The following is a 23,365-nucleotide window of genomic DNA, read 5'->3' as shown; positions in this document are numbered from 1 at the left end:
AAAATCTTGTTTAATTATTTGTGTTTTTAACTTTATTCAATTGATCAGGAGGCACCATCATTATTGCCTCTTTTAATGAAGCCTGTGGGCGCATATAGTAAAAGCCTTGAGCCTGTTCACACCCCATCCTTACTAATGTTTTAGCATGTTCTGGCTGTTCAACCCCTTCAGCTACTACTTCCAGATTAAGCTCTTTGGCAATCGAAATAATAGTTGAAACAATTGCTTTATCATCTGAATCAACCAACATGTCACGAGTAAAGCTCTTATCAATTTTTAATTTTGAAGCAGGTAAACGCTTCAAATAAGACAATGAAGAGTAACCAGTACCAAAGTCATCCAAGGCAAGTTTAATTCCCAACTCACGGATTTTATGCAATCGTTGAATGGCTCCACTTGAGTCATCCATTGTTAAGTCTTCGGTAACCTCAAGCACCAGCAAATGAGGAGGTAAGCCAGTTGTTGTTAATACATTACTTAAATGATCAATAAATCCCTCACTACCAAACTGAACAGGACTAACATTCACTGCAATAGGCACTTGGCGTTGGCAACCACCTTCTTTTAGTTGTGCCATCATTTCCTTACAAGCTTGCTCTATAACCCAATTCCCCACTTGCATAATTAACCCCGTTTCACTTAGCTGAGTTATAAAGTTATTGGGTGATATCAGCCTCCCGTCTTTATGCCATCGAATTAAAGCTTCAATGCTCACAACTTGATTTGTTTCCATATCAACGATAGGTTGGTAGAAAAGCACAAACTCCTTGTTATGAATAGCTTCTCGTAAAGCGACAAGCAAATTAAGTCGTTTAGCAGAGGCTATATCGAGTTCTTTTGAATACATCGTAAAATTATTACGACCTGCAGCTTTTGACTTATACATTGATAGATCAGCTCGCCGCAATAGTTCATCTACATCATCACCATCTGCTGGACATAGTGCCCCCCCCATACTTGCAGTTACAGACAGCTTATTACCCGTCACATAGAACGGATGTGCCAGTGATGTACATAACTTGCCAGCTACTATTGCTAAAGACTGTCGAGCAACAGTCTCACTTTTCCCTAAATTGTTCAACAAAATAATAAACTCATCACCACCCAAACGCCCAACAGAATCCTCCTCTCGCACATCTTCCTTCAAACGCAGACTAACTGCTACTAACAATTCATCACCAATATTATGTCCTAAAGAATCATTAATATCTTTAAAGTAATCCAAGTCCACAAATAATACGCCACTATAATCATCGTGGCGTTTATTATGTAGTAATGCTTGATGAATACGGTCACGAATAAGTGCTCTATTAGGTAAACCAGTCAAACTATCATACCATGCCATTCGATTGATTTTGGCTTCTTGAGATTTACGCTCGCGAATATCCCGAGACAAAATCAATAACTGGGGGCGCTCGTGATAGTCAATAATTGAGCTCACTGCTTCAACAGGAATTGACTGACCATCTGCAGAAAAAACCCTTAACTCCTTTACCTCAATATTTTCATCACTAGCATCTATTTCATTATTAAATGCTGTAATATCCTTAAAGTTACAGGGGAATATCTGCTTAATCAGTTGCCCCGATAATTCACCCTCTTGATACCCTAAAACTTGCTCTGCCCGCCGATTGCAAGTGCTAATTGTTTGTTTTTCTATATCAACGACTAAGATAATGTCACTTGATCCATCGAATACCTTTTTTAGCTGGTTTTTTTGATTTTGAACATCATCAAACAGCTCCTGCATCTTTTCAAATGAACGACTCAAGCGTATGCGCATTTCTTCAATGATTGATACTAATTCGTCCAACTCATCTGGTTTAGCTTTGGTTCGTTTTGATTCTATTTTTGGCGGTAACTCATCGGAGCTGGGATCCCACTTAGCTAAAAAAGCTGAAATAACTCCCAAACGATGGGTAACTACAGAATAAATGATAAAAAGAATTACCCCAGAGACCAGAAATGTTTTAATGGCTTGAGAGGTTAATATAACAAATACTTTATCCAACAAACGGTTGTAGATATTATCTAATGTTGCCCAAACAATTAATACTCCAATTCTCCTTTCTCCTTGAGGACTATCATAAATTAATGGCCATTCTTTTTTAATCAGATACTCTCCCTCTTTCGCTCCTACATGGTAAAACACCCTATCTTTATCATCCAGCAACTCAGTGTAAACAAAGTCAGGAAGGCTATTAATTCCTTCTAACTGAGATTCGACTATATCTTTATTCAATAACCAAATATTAGAAATTAAACTGGGTATATGACTCCGCTCAACTTCAGCAAAGCGTTCATCTAAAAGCCCGCGATCTACTCTGTAATCAAGATAAAGCTGAGTGATAGTAAGAAATAAAGTAATGATTGAACTGGCAATAATAATCAAAAAAAGTAATTTTCTACCTAATCCTGTAGAGCGAATTTTAAGAAATGAAGGAATATCCATGGACTTTTTTATATCATTTAAAGTTATGGCTTTTATCTATGGGATTAAAGTATTTATATATTACATTGATTCTATAACACCTATCGGTAAAAAGAGTCATGGATAGCCAACAAAAAGCAACGGCATGCATAGCTTTATAATTAAAAATAATTTCTTTATTACTTTTAATGGTGATAAGCTTACTAAAGATAGTTAGGTAACTAAAGAAAGGAAATAGTGACAGGAGTTAAAATATTCTCTTCTCTAAGGCCCTTTAATAGGGCCACCCGCTTTATTTACTATTCCACCGCCTCTATTCGAGTTACTCCGAAATCTTCAAGGATTGAGTACAATGCAGGTAAAACAATCAATACCAAGATGGTCGAAGCTATAAGACCAAAAGTGATACTGGCAACCAAGGGTATTAATATTTTTGCCTGAAAACTGGTTTCAAATAATAATGGCAGCATTCCCATCACTGTTGTTAAAGAAGTGAGAAAGATTGCCCTGAAGCGATCCCGTGTTGCTTGACTTGCGGCATCATGAACACTCATTCCTTCCCTTACCCGTAGCTTAACAAACTCAACTAACAAGATAGAATTATTAATAACAATGCCTGCTAGAGATACAAACCCCATAACACTCGGCATACTCAGGTCCAATCCTAAAAGATAATGCCCCCAAATAACCCCTATTAACGAAAGTGGTATAGCGACTAGCACAATGATCGGTTCTATATAGTTTCTAAACTGCAAACTCAACAAAAAGAAGATGCCGGCAATACCCACAAGGAAAGCTTTAACAAATGAGTTTCCTGTTGTTTTATTATTTTTACTCTCACCTTCAATAAGTAGTTTTACTTCAGGATATTGCTTAGCTAATTCAGGAAAGAAATTTCGCTGAGTATCCATAATTATTTCTGCTGCATTAGCAACATCTGACTCTATTTCTCCATATACTGTTACTGTGCGTATATTATTCAGCCTGTTTATTCTTGCATAAGAACGGGTTTGATCAATATTAGCGATAGCAGCTAAAGGTATTGCTTGTTTAGTTTGTGGATGAATAATTGTCATATAGTCAAAGTCCGTTAAGGTGTTTTTTGACTCATCAGCAAGCATAACCTTTATTTCATAGGTTTCATTCTCATATTGAACTTCATCTACCTTTACACCTTGATAAGCAGCCCTCAACTGTTGTGATAAGTCTTGTGCATTAATCCCTATTCCCAGCACTCCCTCCTGTAGATTAACCGAAAATTCAGGCTTTCCAGGCCTTAAGTCATCGGCAACATCAACGACTCCAGGGTATCCACGTAACCAGTTTTGTAATGCATTCGAAGCTGCAGACAATTCTTCCAGGCTATCAGCCTGAAGACGAATTTTTATTGGCCGACCTGCCGGCCCGCGAGAAGGCTCCTTGTACTGTAATGAAATAATATCAGGTATATCCCCTACTTTTTCACGCCAAGTACGAGCAAAGGTTGTAATAGTCGTATTACGTGTTTCTGCAGATAACAAGTCAACACTCACTGTAGCAATATGAGTACCCGACTCATAAGCTTCTGAGTTTTTATTAAAATCGACTCTAATATTGCGGACTAATGCATCCTTTTCATTAGCACTTAATTCAATATCTGTTGCTTTTAGTCCTGTTACTACCTGCTTCACTACTTCTTCAGTTTTTTCAAGCGGTGTCCCTTGTGGTAATAAAATAAGGGCTTGAACAATGTCACCATCAATATCTGGAAAACCTTTAAATTTAACCACACCAGCAGGTATCAGGCTGATAGTTAAAAACAGTGCAGCAAACGTTAGTCCAACAAAGGCATATCGAAACTTAACCGATAAATCAGCTAAACGCCCCACTTTCTCACGAAACTTTTCAAATGTATCAGCAAATGTCTGCCGCCAGCGAGGGGATTGACCATTATTTGCCTGTTGTTTTTCTAACGACTGCTTTAAGTGGTGAGGTAAAATTAAAAAAGCTTCAATCAAGCTAACGGTTAACACCGAGATTAACACAATCGGTAATACCTTTAGGACCTGCCCAATATCCCCTTTTAAAAATAACAAGCCCCCAAAAATAAGAATGGTCGTTACAAACGATGATAAAATACCTCTAGCAACTCGCTTAACACCTGCTACTGCTGCATCTAGTGGCGATAAACCTTTTTTATACTCTGTAGCAATACTTTCAGAGATAACAATCGCATCATCCATTAATATTCCAATAGCAATTAACATACCTACCATTGAAATCATATTAATCGAAACACCAAATGCAGAAATCACCAAAAAACTGGCCATAAATGAAACCGGCAGTCCCATCGCGACCCAAAAGGTATAACGTGCACTAAAAAATAAAAATAATGCCAATATAACTAAGATAATGCCTTGCCAGCTATTAGTTAAGAGTAACTGCAGTCGATCTTTTACAATAGAGGTAGAGTCTTCAGTAAGGTATAGCTTAACACCTTCAGGCAACCTGGCATTTTCTTCCGCTACAAACCGAGTGACTGCATCAAATATTTTAAGGCTGTCATCAGCTTTATTTTTACTGATTTTTAGAATGGCTGCAGGGTTGCCATTAAAAATAATTTTATCTTCCTTCGTTTCAAAAGTATCGGTTACAGTAGCTATATCACCTAGTCTAACTTCACCGCCTTGTTCACCGGATATAATGATCAATTCTTCTAACTGTTCAGGCGTTCTCCGTAAGTCAACAAATTTTATCTGGTGGCTACCATACTGCGTTTCTAATTCACCAGTGGGTAAGTCGAGCGCTTGTGATTTAATGATATTGGCTAAACTGTCAACACTCAGTCCATATTTTTGTAAGTTATAGTCTTCAACCTCTACTTTTAATAGCCTGTCCGAAAACCCTTGAATATCCACAATGGGGATATTCGGTTGTTGCAATAGCTTATTTTTATAATATTCAGCAAGATATTTAAGCTCTGTGCTGGATGCATTGGCACTGATTGCGATACTGATTACCTGACTGGTCAAATTTAATTCTTGAACAATCGGGTCTTCTACATCATCGGGAAAACTATCAATACCATCGACAGCTCGGTTTATATCATCAATAAACTGGAGCATATCTCCTTGCTCCTGCATTTTTAAAGTCATTACCCCGGTGCTGTTTTTTGCCTCACAACTTTTTTCTTCTATATAGTTGATACCATCTGTCGCATCTTCTAATGGCTGGCAGATCCCTTCTTCAACATCACTTGCACTAGCACCTGGGTAAGCCACCGATACCTCAACCTGATATTTCTCAATAACTGGGAAGGTCTCTTTTTTCATGCTAGGTATCGCTACTATCCCCAGCAACAGAAATACCAGCATTAATACATTAGCTGCAGTAGGATGGCTCGCAAAATAGCGTATCATTTAAAGTCTCCTTTACCACTTGCCAATAACTTCATGGCCTCTTGGAGCTTTTCATTATGTGCTAAATCTAGCTGCATACCTTCTACAGCCGGAATTACATCACTTGTTACCAGTCGGTCACCTGGCTTTACCCCTTCAGCAATGGCAATCAATTCACCCTGGTAAAATTCAATTTTCACAGGCTTTATCTGTAAAGTGTTGTTTTGACTTGCGATATACGCTTTACCTTGGTGAATAGCTTGACGGGGTACTACTATTCGCTGTTTTGCTGATGACTGAAACTCAACTTCTGTGTACATCCCTTTTAATAAGGGTGGTCGTTCCCCCGGAATACCTTTTTGATAGCTACTATCAACAGCCACGATAAAAGATACTGTACGACTTGTTTGGTCAATTTCTTCCCCTAAACGTACTGCTTTTGCCTTCCAGCTTGCTTTCTTTAAAGTGCCTACCAGTCTTACAGTGACATCAAGGCCAAGTGCCTCCAATATTCTCTGTGGAGATGGCGGTTGTTGAGTAAGTAAAGAGCGGTCAACCCCAAGTACTAAGGGCCTAGCATGCTTCATGGGTAATTGCGCATGGATTTCTACTCTGCCAATACTACTTGCATCAAAAAGTTTGGTTCCTACATTCACATACTCATCCAAGTCAACATGAACTTCACCAATTCGTCCTCTAAATGGCATGGTTATAGTCGTGCGTTCGAGGTTTTTTTGCTGTTCTTTCAGTTGTGCGCTGGCCTGTGCAATTTGCGCTTCAATTACTGCTCTACGGCTGGGTGAAGTAGATAAGGTGTTTTGTAAGCTTTGAAATTGCTCTTGCAGGGCAAGTACTTTTTGCTCTTCGGCATCAACTACTGACTGGGAAACAGATTGCTGTTTACGCAGCTGGTTTTTACGCTCAAGCTCACTTTTGCCTATTTCATAATTACGTTTAGCAATTTCAAGCAAGGTTTTGGTATTTTTCTCTTCAATATCCAACTCCTTTAAGTTTGCTTGATAGACTGCCAAGTTAGCTTGTGCTTGACTAATTCCCAGCTCATAGTCAGTTGTATCAATCTGAAGTACTTTTACTCCCTTATCAATACTGCCGCCTTTCTTCAAGCCAGGATGCACATAGACAACTTTACCTGCCACTTGAGCATTAGCTGCAAGTGTCGTTTCTGGCTGGACTGTGCCATAACCAATGGCTCTTGCTTTAACTGGCATCTCTTGTACATCGATATACCATACTTTGCGAGATACTTTAGCCTGCTCAACACGAGCCATCTCTGGCTTTTGTTTTATAAAAGAGACAGCCAAGATCAACCCAGCAATAGCAATAAGAGGTAAGCTCAACTTACTTTTCAACCAATTGGTTAACATTCACACACTCCAATCTACTCATTCCAATTTCAATGGATAAAAGCACCTGCAAAGTAATATAGCCAATACTATCAAGAGTCCCTAATAGATAGTCATAAAAGTTACACCAAGAATTAGAAGCAGGGTTAAAAAGTATTGGGCAGAATACGAATGAAAAATTACCCGTTCACTAAAAACGCAGCCTAATAGCAAACGGGTCAAGGGACTCAAGAAGCTTTACCAAACCTCACAAGTAAAAGATTATGCTGGCTAAAATAAGACAGGTTCAATCGGATTTACGTAATATTTACACTTATTTAAAGTAAGTTATGGATAATTAATCAAAATATCACACTTTATCAGAAACAGAAAACTGCCCTATTTTGCTGATGCCATTTTGATCCAAACAACGACAGTAATATAGATAAGGAACATGAAACTTCAAACTTGTTGGATTTGTTTTAGCCTGAAACCGATTGACACCTTGGCGATAACTCACATAATTAAATTTTATTAGTAGCTTTATTTTTTGTATTTTATTTTCAGTTTTTAGTGGCTTGCCAATAAATAATGTATCCTGCCAACCAATATCACTGGTAACAAGTGGCTGATCATCAATACTAATAATAAGAAATGATGCACCATAAATATGAATAGAATAGTTACCCGTCAGCTCAAGCATCCATATTTCGTCTTCTTCTCTCAAGAGTGTACTTTCAATTTCATTAAATTGATAAATAGTATTAGCAGCTAAACTATCATTTTTTGAAACATCAGATCCAAATTTAATTTGTTTAGTTACAGGTAATGTATTAACCAAATTGTAATTAACGTTCAAACTATTAGGTCTCAATCGACTTGGAAGCACAGTTTCCGTACATGCAACATCCTCAACGGTTATTTTTAGTGCAAGGAAAGAAATATCTGAAAATAATTTATCAGTAGCAAGTAGAGCAATATTTTTATTTCCCTCTTTTAAGAAAATCATAATTTCACTGCGCTCACCAGAAGCAAGGGTTAAGCTTGTCATCGCGACTGGGCTATTCAACATCCCCCCATCAGATGCAACTTTATAAAAGGTGGCTTGCTCAGAGAATGAAAAATCAAAAACCCGTGTATTTGACGCATTAAGCAAACGGAAACGCACCCAACCTGGAGCAATGGATAAATAAGGATTTATTGTCCCATTAACAATAACAGTATATTCATCTAACAAGTTAGTTGATTGTTTAGTGTAAATTTGCTGGCCATTGTTATCAAAAACTTTATCTTGAACAATCAATGGAATATCATCTAGCCCATAAGTAGTGGGTATATTTAGTGACTGAATATTATCATCTTCAATAATAAATAACCCTGCATAACCTAAATATAATTGCTGATCACCAATATCATAGTTTAGAGGATGATACCAACAGGTTGCTGCTTCTTGTTGAATATGTAGTGTAGTATTCCAGCTTTCTTTTGGCGGTATTAACAAATGTGGACTGCCATCAGCATAGCTTGGTATTTGCAAACCATGCCAATGGTTCATAGTAGTCATATTGGTTTGGTTATTGATAGTCACCCCAACTACATCACCACGCTTTACCTTTATAGTAGGCCCTAAGTAATTCAATTCATGCTGATTGGTAGATAAGCCTATAGAAGATGATGATTTTTCTGGAAAAAAGCTATAGGTGCTATCCTTGACGGTTATTGATGGAAGCTGATAAAAATCTGCTAATGGTTCATATAAAAGAGGCGGAATAAAAAGTAAGTTATCACTTTTAGTGATTTCATATTCAGCCTCACTAGATTTGGAAAAAGAGTAGACAGTACCTAATACTCCTAACCCTGCAGTAACTGTCAAAAACTGCCTTCTATCCATTTTCTTCCCTTTAAACAAAACTTTTCGTTATAATCAAGGCTTAACTTTACCATGTTAATACTCATCATTAAAACATCATAAAAACATACAAAAACCAGGATTTGAATAGTCAAGAAATTGAAAACGGCAACTGTAATAAATCATAGATAATAACCACTTTATTAAAACATTGCATAACAATCAAGCTATTGCTAAAACTATCAAAAGTATAAATTGTCAACATTCATACTAACATGTAAATAAATGTAAACTATATTGACTAACTTTATAAAAACCCATATTAAATTACAAGATTGCCAAGCAACGGACCGCTTGTTTGCACATTAGTTAACATAACAAATTATTTAATAAAAATTGCTTAACAATTTTCCTCTAGCTTTTTGTATTAGAAACATATTACAGCCTAACTTACACCACAAATAAAACTTATAAGCACATATAAATTTACATTTCTATTAAAATAATGAGAGACTATTACATGGATCGTAGAAATTTTATCAAATATGGAGCTATATTTTCATCGGGAACAGCATTGGCTTCAGCAGGAATATCTGCAGTTGGTAAATCTAGACCATTAGAGGGGCTTACTTACCAACAAAAAAAAACCATTGCTGATCATAACCACCTACATATTCCGCCATTATTATATAACCCTTATGCAAAGCGTTATCGCATGCCAACACTTTATATACAAGATACCTTGCATGAGTTTTATCCAGGTAAACAATCCTATGCGACAGGCTTGTCTACCTTACAACACCATTGCTCCTATTTAGGCCCTACCATTAAAGTCAAACAGGGAGATATTGTAGATTTTTCTGTCGTTAATTTACGCTCAGAGCCTGTAACCAACCACTGGCATGGGCTGCATATACCTGGCCGTTTAGATGGCGGCCCTCATCAAATGATTCAGCCAGGAGAAACCTGGAATATCACCATGCCGATCAGACAAGAAGCAGCAACTTGTTGGTATCATGACCATACTCATCATAAGACAGGCAAACAAGTGTATTTTGGCCATGCAGGAATGTTTATTATTGAAGATAATAATAGCAGTTCTCTAGGTTTGCCAGATATCTATGGAGTAAATGATATACCATTAATTATTCAAGATAAGCTTTTTAATGAAACTGGACAACAGGTTTATGAGTTTGAAAGGAATCGAGTATTTGTAGGTAATAAATTTTGTATAAATGGAGTTGCTAATCCATTTATATATGTAATGCCAGGGTTTGTAAGATTCAGAATCCTAAATGCATCGAATGCGAGACCTTACAACCTATTCTTAAATAATACTAAATTTTATGTTATTGCTTCTGATGGTGGTTTTTTAAACCATCCTGAATTAGTCGAAAAAATTCTATTACTTCCTGGTGAACGAGTAGAAATAATAGTTGATTTCACTAAATTTAGAAATGATACATTAGAAATGATGGCAATTACACTACCTGAAGATCCCTTTGATCCAAATTATATTACAGTGAGTATTGCAAAATTAGTTGTAAGCTCTCATAAAACAAAAGAAATAATGTTAACTAAAAGCTTAAGAGCGAGTAAAATACAAAGGGATAAAATTACTAATAAGATATCAGCAGTATCTAGATCATTTGAACTTACAATTGATGATGAAATATCAAAAATGAGCATTAATAATCAAGAGTTTAATATGAATTTTATTAATGAAAAAGTAAGTATGGGCATACCTGAAATCTGGGAAATCAAATCTTTGACTGGTGGACATAACTTCCATATTCATGGCTGCTCATTTTTGATTATTGAATTATATGGAGAAGAGCCAGAAAATACACTGAAAGGATGGAAAGATACAGTTTCATTACCAAAACGTGTTGGTGAAATTAATACTGGTGAATATCATACATGCAAAGTATTAGTAATATTTCACCATGATACTTACCGAAAAGAATGTATGGGAAATATAGGAAGTCATTCAGATATAAACTGCCATATGCCGTATATGTACCACTGTCATGTTCTTGAGCATGAAGACAAAGGTATGATGGGCCAATTTATAGTATATCAACCATGATTAAGCTTATATTAAATACACCTTTAAAAATTGAAAGGAAGTGCAACCTATTTCAGGTAACTACTCATTCATGAATAACTTCCTCAGTAGATTCAATTGAATAAGCAAAAAAATGCTAACATACAAGAGTATCAAAAGCTACTAGAAATGAAAGAGCAAAGTTTTGGCTATCTGTATTTTCAGGACTCAATAATAGAGAAATTAATGGTATCCTGATTGACTATGTAGATGGAATTATGATTTTTCCTGATACTAACTAGCACCGCTATATTCTATAAATACATCAGCAAAGCTATGTATTATTAATCTAATTTGTAAAATAATTAAGAGTCAAATATTTCATTCTGAAAAATAAGTCACAAAATGGTGTATTTGACTACACAGAATTCAGCTAAAAAATGAAACCTGCCCATCAGTATCTAAGGTTTGACTATTCAATCTTTTTTAAGCTAATCAGCAGGTCTATCTCGTTTATCTCATGATATCGACTGATCTAAACTAAAGAAATCAAGATCTAATATTAATTTTGAGTTCACTACTTATGAGCACCACTACTCATAATATGCAGCCTGATTTTTAAGGATGTCCATGAGTATCTTAAGTTTTCTAGCCTAATCACTAACCTCCTCATCATATACAATAAATTGCCCCATCATACCTTTATCTTCATGCTCTAATAGATGGCAATGATACATATATGGAATATGATACTTTAAACCTTTAATATCCTCATCATCTTGGCTCAATATATTTGGCGATCTATAGGTGTCATGATTAAACTCGACCAATACTTTACAAGTATATAGTTTACCTATAGGAGTACCTGGTTCCGGAATTGGTAATACCACTGTATCTTTCCAACCTTTAAACTCCAAGGGAGGCGGTTCATCAACTACTTCAAGAATTAAAAAAGAGCATCCATGAATATGCAATGGATGTCCTCCAGTTAACGATTGAAACTCCCATACCTCTTTTTTCCCCTTTGGTACATACTCATTAATAAACTGCATATCAAAAGCCCTATCATTGATATACATTTCAGTAAGTGTTTCATTACTACTCAATTTGAATGATCGCGTTACTTCAGGAGCATTTTTAACTTCTTTGTCCCAATCAATAGGATTATTTCTAAGTTTCTCAGGTAAAATAGCCGGTAGTGCTTTGTAAGAAGTTATAGCTAGCTTTAGAATTTCTACATATATATCGCCCCCCCCAGTATCTACTACGATTGTCTTAGCCATTAAGTCAACAATACCTCCACTATCCTTTGTGAAGTCAACTACTATTTCAACACGTTCACCTGAGTAGAGAGTGATTTTATTTAATTCAATAGGGCTATTTAATAAACCCTGATCACTACCAATTACACTAAAACTACGTCCATCTTTGAAATAAAATTCATAGTGTCTATCATTTGACCCATTAAGTATTTTGAAACGAACAAGGCCAGGTGATAAAGCTAAAAATGGCTTTATTGTACCATTGACAATCATATCATCACCTAAAAAAATTGGTCCTCCTCTTACATCATAAATTTGATCCCCTCCAGAATTAAATAGCTTATCTTGTACAACTAAAGGTATCTCATTCTCTCCATAGTAATTTGGTAGGCCTAATAAATTGCTGTATTCATCTTCAATCATAAATAACCCTGCATGACCAAAATAAACATGCTCGGCGGTTTTTCCACAAGTATGATCATGGTACCAACAAGTTGCTGCTTCTTGCCTGATCGGCATGGTGATATTCCAGGTTTCTCCTGGCTGAATCATCTGGTGTGGTCCACCATCTAACCGCCCAGGTATATGCAACCCATGCCAGTGGTTGGTTACAGGCTCTGACCGTAAATTAACGACAGAGAAATCTACAACATCTCCCTGTTTGACTTTAATAGTAGGGCCTAAATAGGAACAATGATGCTGTAAGGTAGACAAGCCTGTCGCATAGGATTGTTTACCCGGATAAAACTCATGCAAGGTGTCTTGTATATAAAGCGTTGGCATACGATAACGCTTTGCATAAGGGTTATATAATAATGGTGGAATATAAAGAAAGTTATAATCAGCAATGACTTTTTTTTGTTGATTAGTAAGTCCTTCCATTGAATTCGAAATACCTAATGCAGAAAAACCGGCAGTACTCAATGCTAAGCCAGATGAGAGAGTTGCACTATATTTTAAAAAATTCCTACGATCCATTGCTATGCTTCCACTATCACACTTTACTATTGGCACGCTATATTATTAACCTTTCTTTTTTAGTATATTTTAAATAGTCAGTAATCCTTTTTTACATAACTTTTACATTTTATAGCAGTAGAACCAATTTAAAACTTTTGATTTAATACAAATATATTTCACTAAAATTACAATGTAAGATTTGTAAAACTCATTGCTCAACCCACACAAAAACTATAAAAACTTAACTACTAACAAGCTAAAACAAAAAAATGATAAGAAGAACTTTACTTACATTGGCTTTATTTCATATTTCTTTTTATGCAAAAAGCCTTGATAATTTATATGGCAAAAATAAAGTCTATACTGATCAACCAAAAGCCATTGAAGGTATATTTAGCCATAACCTTATTGATATCAGTATAGTAGAGTGTGATCTTGAAAATGACATCTCCCGTATTTGCTACAAACTAATTTTTAACAGTAACCCTATAACAGATGGCCCTTACTGCCCACTAACTATTGATGAAGTTGGTGGGCTATATATATACGACGGCTTGACCAATCCTGGATTTCAAGCCCTTAAACGAGCCTTTTTTGAGGCAATGGAAAACGATGGTTTTAATATTGTAGATGATGAGGGTAATATCAGAATAAGTCCACCTAAAAATACTGATAGTAAATTCAATTATTGTTTCGAAGCAGAACGTGATGATAGTTTAATCATTACTTATATTATTCCTGCCTTTCCCATTAATTTAGTAAAGCCTTCACCAAATAATACTGTGTTTGATATGGTGGGGTTTACACTAAATGGCATACCTATAGAAGGACCAGCCCCTTCAGTTGTAAACGGTCCACCATTACCAGATGGAGGAACTGGGGTTGCGGGTAATGTTCCAGCCATTGATCCATGTGGTGGGCATGTAGATCCCTCTGGTTATTATCACTTTCATATGCAGCCTGAAACAATAAACCAAGTACTAAAGAAGCATGAAATCAATGATGTATTGTGTATAAATGTTACACAAAAATTATATGCCCTTATCGGCTATGCTATGGATGGCTACCCCATTTATGCCAACAAAGATTTACCTGGCATGACACAAATGAAACTTGATCAGTGTAATGGACATTTTGGCCCGACATTTGATTACCCTTTTGGTATTTATCATTATCACGCCTCAAATGATTCAGTTCCTAATACCCCACCATGCTTGAAAGGTGCAAAAGCAAAATATTCATTTTCTATTGAATAAATGGTTAACTTAGATTGATACTCTTAAATTACCAACCAAAAATTTATACACTTTTTCTTAAATGAAAGCATCACTGACTTCTCTTTTATATAAATAAGCCCTAGAACCTGTTAACACTATTTGAACAGGCCCTAGCAAAAAATCCATGCTAGGGCTTTTAGTTTAAAATTCTAAATATCCTTTTCTATTAACCTAACAATTAACTATTCACTTGCAACACCAACTGGCTTTTTAGAAAAACTACCATCTGCCATACCTAAATAAACCAAAGTTTTAGGTGGATGTTTTGGATTGGGCTTTGGATCTGCAGTTGCACCATGATCATCAGGTCTTGGCCGGGGTTTCTTCATTGGTGGCATTACAGTCACTATTTTATCAGCACGCCCATCATTAGTTACATCAGCAAAGTTAAGAATTTTAGGTGCTTTTTTAGGTAGATGCTTATCACCATGAAAGATCGCTTTTTTACTAAAAGTACCATCACCATAACCTAGAAAAGTAACAGATTTAGAATGTCTGGGAGAGCCCCAAGCCACTTTATCTAAACTTCCATCACCATTAATATCTACAAATGCTTGGCGAGGTAAAGGTGGAGGTCTTTTTGGCTTCCTTTTCTTATCTTTTGGATCACCAGGCTGATCAGGATTTATATATGAAGATTGGTCAACTGTATACTGATCGTTCAACGTGGTATTTTCCGCAGATACAATACCACATATACATGTCGATAAAAGTAAAGCAAATGATTTTGTTACAGTATTTTTCATGATGTAATCCCTTACAATTAATTTATTGAATATATTTCTACGATTTATTTTATTACTACACAAAAACTTCATTCACAATGACACTCAAACACCCAGCAAAGTAGCAGAAATTTTTGAGCTTGAAAAATAATATATAGCTTTATCAACCAATATATTAAAACTCATTATTAAATTGCAAATATACTTCTAAAATGGTGGTTCAAATGGTTCATCATCAGGCAGACAGTGTTTATTACCTGTTAGTAGTATAGAATGTCCAGTAACTTCTTCTATGGCTTTTACATTATTTGGCCTATATAATAATTCAAGAATTTCTTGATAATCAGTACCTAGTTTAGTGAACTCTTTTGCTATATCAATATAATAATGCAAGCGAAGCCATTGAATTAGAATAAAGTCTTTAAATAATTTCTCTGATTTTAGCTGATTATAGTAAGAAACATGTGCTTTTTTAGCTTGTCTTAAATAAAGTTGTAAATGATACATATAAGCTGCTGCACTATCCATCGCATTACTTGCTTCATAGCCATCCACATATTCTCCTACAACTGCTACTCCAATTAGGCCAGTCAACCCTGCATTGAGCTCACTTAACACACCTTGCATTAGATAACTTCCTTGAGTACTATCTCGTAAATAAATATCATCCCATGGTTTGGTAACGTTGCTTTCTAATAAAGGAATAATTTCGTTACGCGGAAATCCCCCATGAATTGGTACTTTGGGTTGCCAATATTGATTCACAAATGCCGTTAGTTTTTGCTCCCAATCTGTCCGGTTTGAATCAAGATCATACATGTGTGTTTCTTCATGAATAGCTACCATCAATGATTCAGCCATTTTATTAAAGCTATTCTTATTAACAAACTGAGAAAAATAAGGATCATTAGCCTGAGCTTTTACTAGTACAACACCACTTTTCCAGCGTTTTTGATAAACTGATTGAATAGTTTGCAACCAATTATAACGATTAAATCTCCCTTTCAAGTCAGATATATCAGTATTACTTTGCACTGCTTCTTTATAGCAAAAACCAGTATTACTAAAACTACTAAACATATTTTTTTTATATTCATTTACTGTATTCACAAGTAAAGTAGAATCATTATTTTTTTCAATTTTTAGATAATATAACCCTTTATCGCTGATAGTTGCGACACAAGCATTTTTAACATTACTTATTGAATATGAAGTACACTTTAGTTCATAGCTATCTTTCTCTTTGCTCATAACAACATTAAATGTCTTTATTAAACTCGAAAATGATATAGTAGAATCACTTTCAGTAACTATAAGTTTATAAACTCCTTCCTTACTTTTGGGGCCGTTTAATAATAATACATTTGGTGAGATAGTGATTATATTATTTTTAACCTCAACAGGTAGTGACATTACTTGCCCACTGCATAATGCAGCAATAAAAAATATAGCTTGCTTTGAGCTATTATTTATCTGCTTCATTTCATTTATTCCTTATAAGCAAGGTTATTCCATTACCCCAACAACCATGAGTATACAAGAAAGAAAATAGAAAGAATAATCACCAGTAATGTTGTTTAAAATTTTACTACTCAATCAGCAAGCACAACCACTAAAAAAATTATTTTCAATAAATAAAATTTATAGATAACAAGTCAGATCAAGCAAAAAAATTTACATTAATTTACAAACAACATAAACCCCAATATATATACGCAACAAATATACTAACACCAACTAAATTCCAAAATACAATTTATGAACAAGAGTACAAAATAGTTAAAATCAGTAATTTTCCAACTCAGCTCTATATTTCAAAAAATATTTTTATAGCCATTCCTATATTAGGTTTTTGAATTTAAACCACTAATTACCAAAAGATATTTTTAATGCTAGATTTATAAAATAACGGTAATGTCGTTTTAGAGTAGTAATATGAAAGTAGTAGCAATCATTATAGGTATTTTACTTTTAATAACTATTTGTCTAATAGGCATAGGCTATTACTTCTGGAGTAATTACGGCGAACAGTTTATAGCAGATACCCAACAGGTCATTAATGAAGCAAACACGTTCGCAACGAATTCAAACTCATCTGACTGTCTAAATAAAGTCGATGAAATGATGAGCAACTGCAAAGAGATAAAATGTACTTTACATAATAGATTTTTTTTAAGTGAATGTTTAGTCGTTGCAAAATATGAAGCTACATTTTGTCATGATATTCCATCTGAAACTGACTTCATAAATGCTGCAAAATGGAAAAAACAATACTGTAGTAAAATTCTAAAAGATGATGCTTACTGTGAAGGAGTCATAGAAGAAGTGGTTATCTTCTGTGATTCTAAAAGGGATTTATTATAACTACGGAGACTGTCCTATAGCTTTAATTTATTTTGGCACTTTCATGCCATGACTAAGAAACTAAGTAAACGTCTGATTCGAGCATCTCAAGGTGCAGTATTTGCTTTAGGCGCTCCTTTAGGATGGTTATTAATTCGTTATTTTCAAGAATTTGCAATTTGGGAAGAATTAGCCAACTATGCTGGTGTTTACCTTTATATGTTGATAGGGACGACTATTACGTTTAGTTGTTTTGGCTGGTATGTCGGACACAATGAAGGTTTATCAGATGAATTAGCCATTAAAGATCATTTAACAGGGCTGTATAATTTACGCTATTTTCAAAATAGGTTAGCTGAAGAGGTCGCGTCCTCTAAACGGCATCAAATTCCTCTTTCTTTAATTATTTATGATATTGACTATTTTAAACAAGTGAATGACTTATATGGTCATCCGGTTGGTGATAAAGTATTAATCGCTATATCTGATGCAGCACAAAATAACCTGAGAAGTAGCGAGGTAATAGCACGAGTTGGTGGTGAAGAGTTTGCTGTATTGCTACCTTTTTGCTCAAAAGAGCATGCTATTCAAACAGCTGAACGAATTAGAGAAACAGTAAGCCAAGTATGCATTCCTATTGCTAATCAGGCTGTTATCACTCGAACCATTTCATTAGGAGTTGCTTCACTACATAAAGATGAAAACTGTGATTCACTATATCGACGTGCAGACACTGCACTATATCAAGCAAAAAACTCAGGTAGAAACAAAGTGATTGTTAGCACAACTTAATCTTGTCATCTTATAGGTTATTTTTAGTAACTATTAAGTGCCTACAAATTGATTTTTTATGTCTTAAGTGAGCCAAATGCTGCCACACCCACCAGCGCATAGCCTCCCAGTTAGCTCTATCTTTTCTATTTTCATTAGGAAGATGGGGAAACCAATCTAAAGGTGCATAGATATGAGTGCCATCAACCAAATAGATATCTATATGATCGAAGGTCATTGTAATATCTTGAATTTTCGCAAGATTTTTTTGATGAGAAGCCATGCTACAACCTCTTATATAGATAACACATAGAAAGCATGGACTCTTTAAGTATAGTGGTTACCAACCATTGGTCGCCAGTATTACTTTAATATGAAAGACTATAAACTCACCAAATAACTTATAATGAGTTAAAGGCACATCTAATACGATCATAGCGATAGGGAAATCACGTGTACAAAGCAGCCTTCTCCTCAATTACTTTTATCATGACAGTATCAATGCTTGCCTTTAACTTATTTTTTTGGAGTATCCTAGAAAAAAGTACGTTGTTTGGCACAACTACTCAATCACAGTGGCTGAAGTTATTAACATTTAACCCTATGGAATGGACAGAATCCTTTGGTTTACCTTTCTTACTATCCATTTTTTTTCATTCTTCTACAGAGCATCTGATATCTAACTTAGTAATGCTGCTTATTGTTTCACCTTTATGTGAGAGAAAGCTTGGGAAAATTAACTCACTTTTACTATTTTTTATAATACATTTATCTTCACTGATAATTATAGCAATTTTTTATGAGCTCAATTTATCAGAAAAACCCGTTATTTTATCTGGCGCATCTGTAGCTATTTTTGGCATGCTGGCATTTTACTTGTTAACCGTAAAAAAATGGTTCATTTGTGTATTTTTTTTCTGTCTTCTCTTACTCAATCAAACTAATATAATTAGTTTATTTCCGTATAAATATACTTTGATTGATCCTCACCTAATCGGTTACACAATAGGCATTATTAGTTCAATCTTATCTTCACAGCCAGTGTTAAAGAGTATTCTCATATTCAAGTGACAATTTTCGTATATTACCTTCTATGTCAACTGTAATCCAGTTTGATGCAATAGTAACAGCACTAGCATAAGTCTTTTCCCACTTGCCCTGCTCCTCTGTAGGCAAATAATGATAAAGCAGCTTACCTGTTGTCGGGTTTAAAAACATGATACCTTTGTTAGCTGTTGTATAGGCCAGAATATTTGTATCAGAATCATATGAAACAGAAGTCATATGTTTCCCAGTTACTTGAGAGTCAAAGCACCACTTTTTAGTTCTTTTATTGGTATCAACTCGACATACATTTCCAGAAAGATCACTGAATATTATGTCGTTATTCAGCACAAAAGGAATGCCAATAACAGGCTCTTTATTCAAGATACTGTATTGAGGCTCACCTGTTACTTTATCATAACAGTTTACCCCGCCCAGTTTTGTTTTAAAATAAATCTCTCCCATAATAAAACAAGCATGCTGGTTAGTTATTGCTGGTTCCATCCAGCTTGATGCTGGCATCTCATGTTTCCATACTTCTTTTCCTGTCATAAAATCGTAAGCGATTGCATAAGAACGGTGCTTTTGACTGTCTCCTTTTTCTCTACCAGTACCCACATAAACAATACCATTATCAATTCTGACGGCCGCATCCATATGCCCAGGAGTTTGGTGCCATACTTGTTGCATTGTATAAGGATCAATTGCATGTATCCCATCACTTCCAGCAACAGCAAATAACAATGTTTTTCCTTGAAACTCACCAATTACGGGCTGTCCCTCAGTATGACCTTTTGTCGTATAGTGTGCTTCATGTTTACCAGATGCTAAATTAATCTTATAAATACGTGCATGATGGGTATCGTGTGTACCTTCACCTGCAAATAAATAACCATCAAAAACTATTGGCGAAGGTGTTACTATTGTACCAATAAAAAATTTTCTTAACGTTAAACCATTTTCAACTGATAATTCATGGATATAACCATCATCAGCTCCAAGAAACAGTGAATTACCACTGACAGCGCCTGCTCTAAAGGCCCCCATAGGTATTTTAACTTTCCATTGTTGTTTTATAGTGTTAAACGTTTTAGGTAACAGTTTCGATTCTAATGCCTTATTAGGTCTATGAAGTACATTGGCATAATTGCTTTGAGTCTGTGAAACTGCTTGATGTTGATTATTAATAACCCACTCAAATGATGGCAAATTATTAACATATTGATAACTTTTATATCCTCCATAAACCAATATATTAACAACTAAAGCCATAAATAGTACTTTTGGCTTTAACAACAGTTCAAGCAATTGTTTAGGGCCTTCCGTTTTTAATTTTATTCCGAACAAACCAGCAATAAATGCAGCAACCACACTTAGTGCAACACTTAACATTGTAAAAGGAATAAGTACTGTAGGTACAATAAGAGGAATGTATTCTACACCATCGCTAATGTAACTCATAACTAATATGTCCATTATTTCCATCTAAACAAATTTTTTGTCCATCTCTAAGACGATTAATGCAGTTTCTAATACCACTAATTGCTGGTATTCCCATTTCTCTAGCAACAATGGCAGAATGAGATAGAATACCTCCTTTTTCAACAATAATTCCAACAGATCTTGTAAATAATGGCGTCCATCCAGGGTCTGTAGATTCAGCTACAATAATAGTGTCTTCAGGTAAAGATTCTAAATCACATTGGCTAATATCATTTACTATTTTAACAGTGCCATAAACCAAACCAGGAGAAATTGGTTCACCATTTAGACTATCAATATCTTCTGATTGATTTCCAGCAATAAGCTCATCAAGTTTATTTAAACTAACAATCATAGGCAGTGAGTAGCGCTTAAATACTAATCCTTGCTGCTTTCTTAATTTTATTTTTTCTTTAATTTCATTAGAAATATCAGCAGTTATAATAGCTTCATTATTTACAATTTCATTAATATCTAGCAAGTAAATATTATCAAATAATTTACTACGCTTACCAATTTCTTGAGCAATATATCTAATATGAGCAAAAGGTTTCAAAATTTCCATTTTCCATGATTCCCTCAGCTCAAGCATAGACTTCAAAAGTCGCCACTCTTGCAAAATTATTGACTTTTTAAATGTCTTTAATCCATTTATCTCTTCTTCTACTTTATCAGAAGTATGACTACTCTGTTCACTTGTTAAGCTTGTTTTTTTTAAGTTAATAAAAGCGTTTGGGCCTAACTCAATCCACCTAGGGTTTGATAAATCAAGCTCACCTGCACCTCGATGGCCATACCTAGCCATGAAAAAAGGTTGCTTACTAGGATCTTCACATGCTCTTTTAAAATACCTATTCATTTCATAACTAACTGTTTTTAAACCAACAGCCATCCATCGTTTTAAAGTTTTTTTTGCTTTTTGCTCTCCCTCCATATTGGTAAGAATGGTCTCAAGTGAATGTAATGTAGATTCTGTTAAAATAATTAAGATAAATGGCCATAATAAACTATTCTTAGTGAAAACATGGCACTCTTTAGCAAATCTCTTAAGTAGTTTTATATCATCCCAGCTTTCATACATACTTGGATCAATGGGCCTATCCATCTTATGCTTAAATTTTGCTAACTCTCTTAAACATTGATCTTGCCAATATCTTCGTCTACTACTCAAATTCCACCCAACTTTTACCATATTGTAAATTGCAACAGGTGTTCTTATCAAAGTTTGTGCAGTTAATTCTCTAATATTAAATTTTAAGTGGGGTCTAGGTTTTAAATCTATTGAGTATGGAATAGGCCCAAAATACAGCGGAAACATTTTATTTAGGTTTATATAAGCTCTACCAAAAACCCTATCCAAAATAGACTCATGAGGAGAAAACTCACTTTCAACAAAACTTAAATAACCTAGTTTTTTCAATGCATCGCCAAATGCATTATGTGGTGAAAAAGCTTTTTGCCACAGTGTATAGGTTAAATAGCTTTGTATACCTGTCCATTCAGCAAATGTTTGTCCGTCCCAGGTTGTTTTTTGATTATATTGTTGATGAAGCCTTTGCAATTCTTCTTCAACTATTTTCAAATGTGTAGAGTAAGTATATGCTGCTGTAATTGGTCTTGCTTGCAATAGCTTTAACTCATCTTGCTCATTAATGGCCCACTCCATATCAACTTCAACATTAAGTAATTTTTTTACTTTTTTACCCATTTTCTGAATATTATCAGTAAATGTGCTTTTCCAGTGAGGGTGATTATCCTGTTGAGAACCATCATAAACCCTATATGGAGTTTTCTTTCCTGACACTAGGTCCTCTCCATAACCTTCTATAAATTCAATTAAATCACCAGTATTTTTCCCTCTTGGGTCAGTGGAAAAGTAAACTCCAGAAAACTTAGGCTTAACCATTTTCTGCACAAGAACATTCATATTTCCACTGCTTGCTTTTCCTAAAAAATGCTCACGATAAACTTTAGAAGAATATTTATTTATTGAATCAAAGCATTTAGTTATTGCTACTTGTAATGACTGATTATCTCGCACATTCAAATAACTAGTATTTTGCCCTGCAAAGCTTAATTGTCCATCATCCTCATCACTTGCAGAACTTCTAATAGCAAGCGGTTGATATCTAATATTATTCCACCAGTCGAATATTTCATTCCACTCATCTTGTTGCATTGGCAACGATGTTAATATAATACCTTCTGGTACAGGAAACTTTCTTTGATATAAGTAGGCTAAGTTAAAAGCCTTACCACCAATATCTTTATTATTTTGTTTAATATCATTGAAATATAATAATGTCACAATCACTCCTTGATTATAGACATACTAAAATAAGATAAGTGTGCCCACTCAAAGGCATTAAAATAAGTAAAAACAAGTCAGGACTATGGATCACTAATGTTTTTAATAGACGCCCATAGCCCTATCTTATTAGATAGATATTTTCG

At 34.9% G+C, this 23,365-nt stretch carries 15 protein-coding genes; 5 read left to right on the top strand and 10 right to left on the bottom strand.

Features of this window, described 5'->3' with window-relative positions; all coding sequences use genetic code 11:
- Positions 1 to 10 precede the first annotated feature (10 nt).
- The 4 genes from G4Y78_RS04885 to G4Y78_RS04870 all read right to left on the bottom strand — a co-directional run bounded on the left by G4Y78_RS04885 (position 11) and on the right by G4Y78_RS04870 (position 9,042).
- The gene (locus tag G4Y78_RS04885) at positions 11 to 2,452 is read right to left on the bottom strand and encodes an EAL domain-containing protein (RefSeq protein ID WP_163831963.1); all 2,442 of its coding nucleotides are present in this window, start codon (positions 2,450 to 2,452) and stop codon (positions 11 to 13) included.
- Positions 2,453 to 2,730: 278 nt separating this feature from the next.
- A complete protein-coding gene (locus tag G4Y78_RS04880) occupies positions 2,731 to 5,829 on the bottom strand; it encodes an efflux RND transporter permease subunit (protein WP_163831962.1) in 3,099 nt (1,032 codons plus the stop codon).
- Positions 5,826 to 7,193 carry an efflux RND transporter periplasmic adaptor subunit gene (locus G4Y78_RS04875; RefSeq protein WP_163831961.1) on the bottom strand — a complete coding sequence of 456 codons (1,368 nt, stop codon included), beginning with the start codon at positions 7,191 to 7,193 and terminating at the stop codon, positions 5,826 to 5,828. The genes G4Y78_RS04880 and G4Y78_RS04875 overlap by 4 nt, the downstream gene beginning before the upstream one ends.
- A 328-nt stretch (positions 7,194 to 7,521) precedes the next feature.
- Positions 7,522 to 9,042, bottom strand: a complete 1,521-nt coding sequence (locus tag G4Y78_RS04870; RefSeq protein WP_163831960.1) for a multicopper oxidase domain-containing protein — start codon at positions 9,040 to 9,042, stop codon at positions 7,522 to 7,524.
- A 478-nt stretch (positions 9,043 to 9,520) separates the two neighbouring features.
- Between G4Y78_RS04870 and G4Y78_RS04865 the strand changes: the two genes are divergently transcribed.
- Positions 9,521 to 11,089 (top strand): multicopper oxidase family protein, encoded by a 1,569-nt coding sequence (locus G4Y78_RS04865; RefSeq protein WP_163831959.1) that lies wholly within the window; start codon positions 9,521 to 9,523, stop codon positions 11,087 to 11,089.
- A gap of 611 nt (positions 11,090 to 11,700) precedes the next feature.
- Here the strand turns inward: G4Y78_RS04865 and G4Y78_RS04860 are convergent.
- Positions 11,701 to 13,287, bottom strand: a complete 1,587-nt coding sequence (locus tag G4Y78_RS04860; RefSeq protein ID WP_163831958.1) for a multicopper oxidase family protein — start codon at positions 13,285 to 13,287, stop codon at positions 11,701 to 11,703.
- A 251-nt stretch (positions 13,288 to 13,538) separates the two neighbouring features.
- Here G4Y78_RS04860 and G4Y78_RS04855 point away from each other — a divergent pair, with 251 nt between their 5' ends.
- Positions 13,539 to 14,525: a YHYH protein gene (locus tag G4Y78_RS04855; RefSeq protein WP_163831957.1), complete on the top strand. Its 987-nt coding sequence runs from the start codon at positions 13,539 to 13,541 to the stop codon at positions 14,523 to 14,525.
- Between the two features lie 203 nt (positions 14,526 to 14,728).
- On the opposite strand, the gene G4Y78_RS04850 is transcribed toward G4Y78_RS04855, so the two are convergent.
- On the bottom strand, positions 14,729 to 15,364 hold the full coding sequence (locus G4Y78_RS04850) for an FG-GAP repeat domain-containing protein (protein ID WP_163831956.1): 636 nt from the start codon (positions 15,362 to 15,364) through the stop codon (positions 14,729 to 14,731).
- Positions 15,365 to 15,478: 114 nt separating this feature from the next.
- On the bottom strand, positions 15,479 to 16,753 hold the full coding sequence (locus G4Y78_RS30610) for a hypothetical protein (protein ID WP_178124450.1): 1,275 nt from the start codon (positions 16,751 to 16,753) through the stop codon (positions 15,479 to 15,481).
- 453 nt (positions 16,754 to 17,206) lie between these two features.
- Between G4Y78_RS30610 and G4Y78_RS04840 the strand changes: the two genes are divergently transcribed.
- Together G4Y78_RS04840 and G4Y78_RS04835 are read left to right on the top strand one after the other, a co-directional pair.
- The gene (locus G4Y78_RS04840) at positions 17,207 to 17,635 is read left to right on the top strand and encodes a hypothetical protein (protein WP_163831955.1); all 429 of its coding nucleotides are present in this window, start codon (positions 17,207 to 17,209) and stop codon (positions 17,633 to 17,635) included.
- 48 nt (positions 17,636 to 17,683) lie between these two features.
- Positions 17,684 to 18,406 (top strand): GGDEF domain-containing protein, encoded by a 723-nt coding sequence (locus G4Y78_RS04835; protein ID WP_163831954.1) that lies wholly within the window; start codon positions 17,684 to 17,686, stop codon positions 18,404 to 18,406.
- Positions 18,407 to 18,416: 10 nt separating this feature from the next.
- On the opposite strand, the gene G4Y78_RS04830 is transcribed toward G4Y78_RS04835, so the two are convergent.
- Entirely contained in the window at positions 18,417 to 18,668 is a 252-nt protein-coding gene (locus G4Y78_RS04830; RefSeq protein WP_163831953.1) for a DUF2442 domain-containing protein, read from the bottom strand.
- A gap of 170 nt (positions 18,669 to 18,838) precedes the next feature.
- Between G4Y78_RS04830 and G4Y78_RS04825 the strand changes: the two genes are divergently transcribed.
- Positions 18,839 to 19,456, top strand: a complete 618-nt coding sequence (locus G4Y78_RS04825; RefSeq protein WP_163831952.1) for a rhomboid family intramembrane serine protease — start codon at positions 18,839 to 18,841, stop codon at positions 19,454 to 19,456.
- On the opposite strand, the gene G4Y78_RS04820 is transcribed toward G4Y78_RS04825, so the two are convergent.
- Together G4Y78_RS04820 and G4Y78_RS04815 are read right to left on the bottom strand one after the other, a co-directional pair.
- On the bottom strand, positions 19,430 to 20,905 hold the full coding sequence (locus G4Y78_RS04820) for an outer membrane protein assembly factor BamB family protein (RefSeq protein WP_163831951.1): 1,476 nt from the start codon (positions 20,903 to 20,905) through the stop codon (positions 19,430 to 19,432). The genes G4Y78_RS04825 and G4Y78_RS04820 overlap by 27 nt on opposite strands.
- Complete coding sequence (locus G4Y78_RS04815; RefSeq protein ID WP_163831950.1) at positions 20,877 to 23,219, bottom strand: PEP/pyruvate-binding domain-containing protein; 2,343 nt, start codon at positions 23,217 to 23,219, stop codon at positions 20,877 to 20,879. The genes G4Y78_RS04820 and G4Y78_RS04815 overlap by 29 nt, the downstream gene beginning before the upstream one ends.
- Between the last annotated feature and the right edge of the window lie 146 nt (positions 23,220 to 23,365).

The sequence above is a fragment of the Spartinivicinus ruber genome, from assembly GCF_011009015.1.
Lineage (GTDB): Bacteria > Pseudomonadota > Gammaproteobacteria > Pseudomonadales > Zooshikellaceae > Spartinivicinus > Spartinivicinus ruber.
The sequence above is the reverse complement of the archived record's forward strand: the minus strand, read 5'-3'. Positions and strand labels throughout refer to the sequence as shown.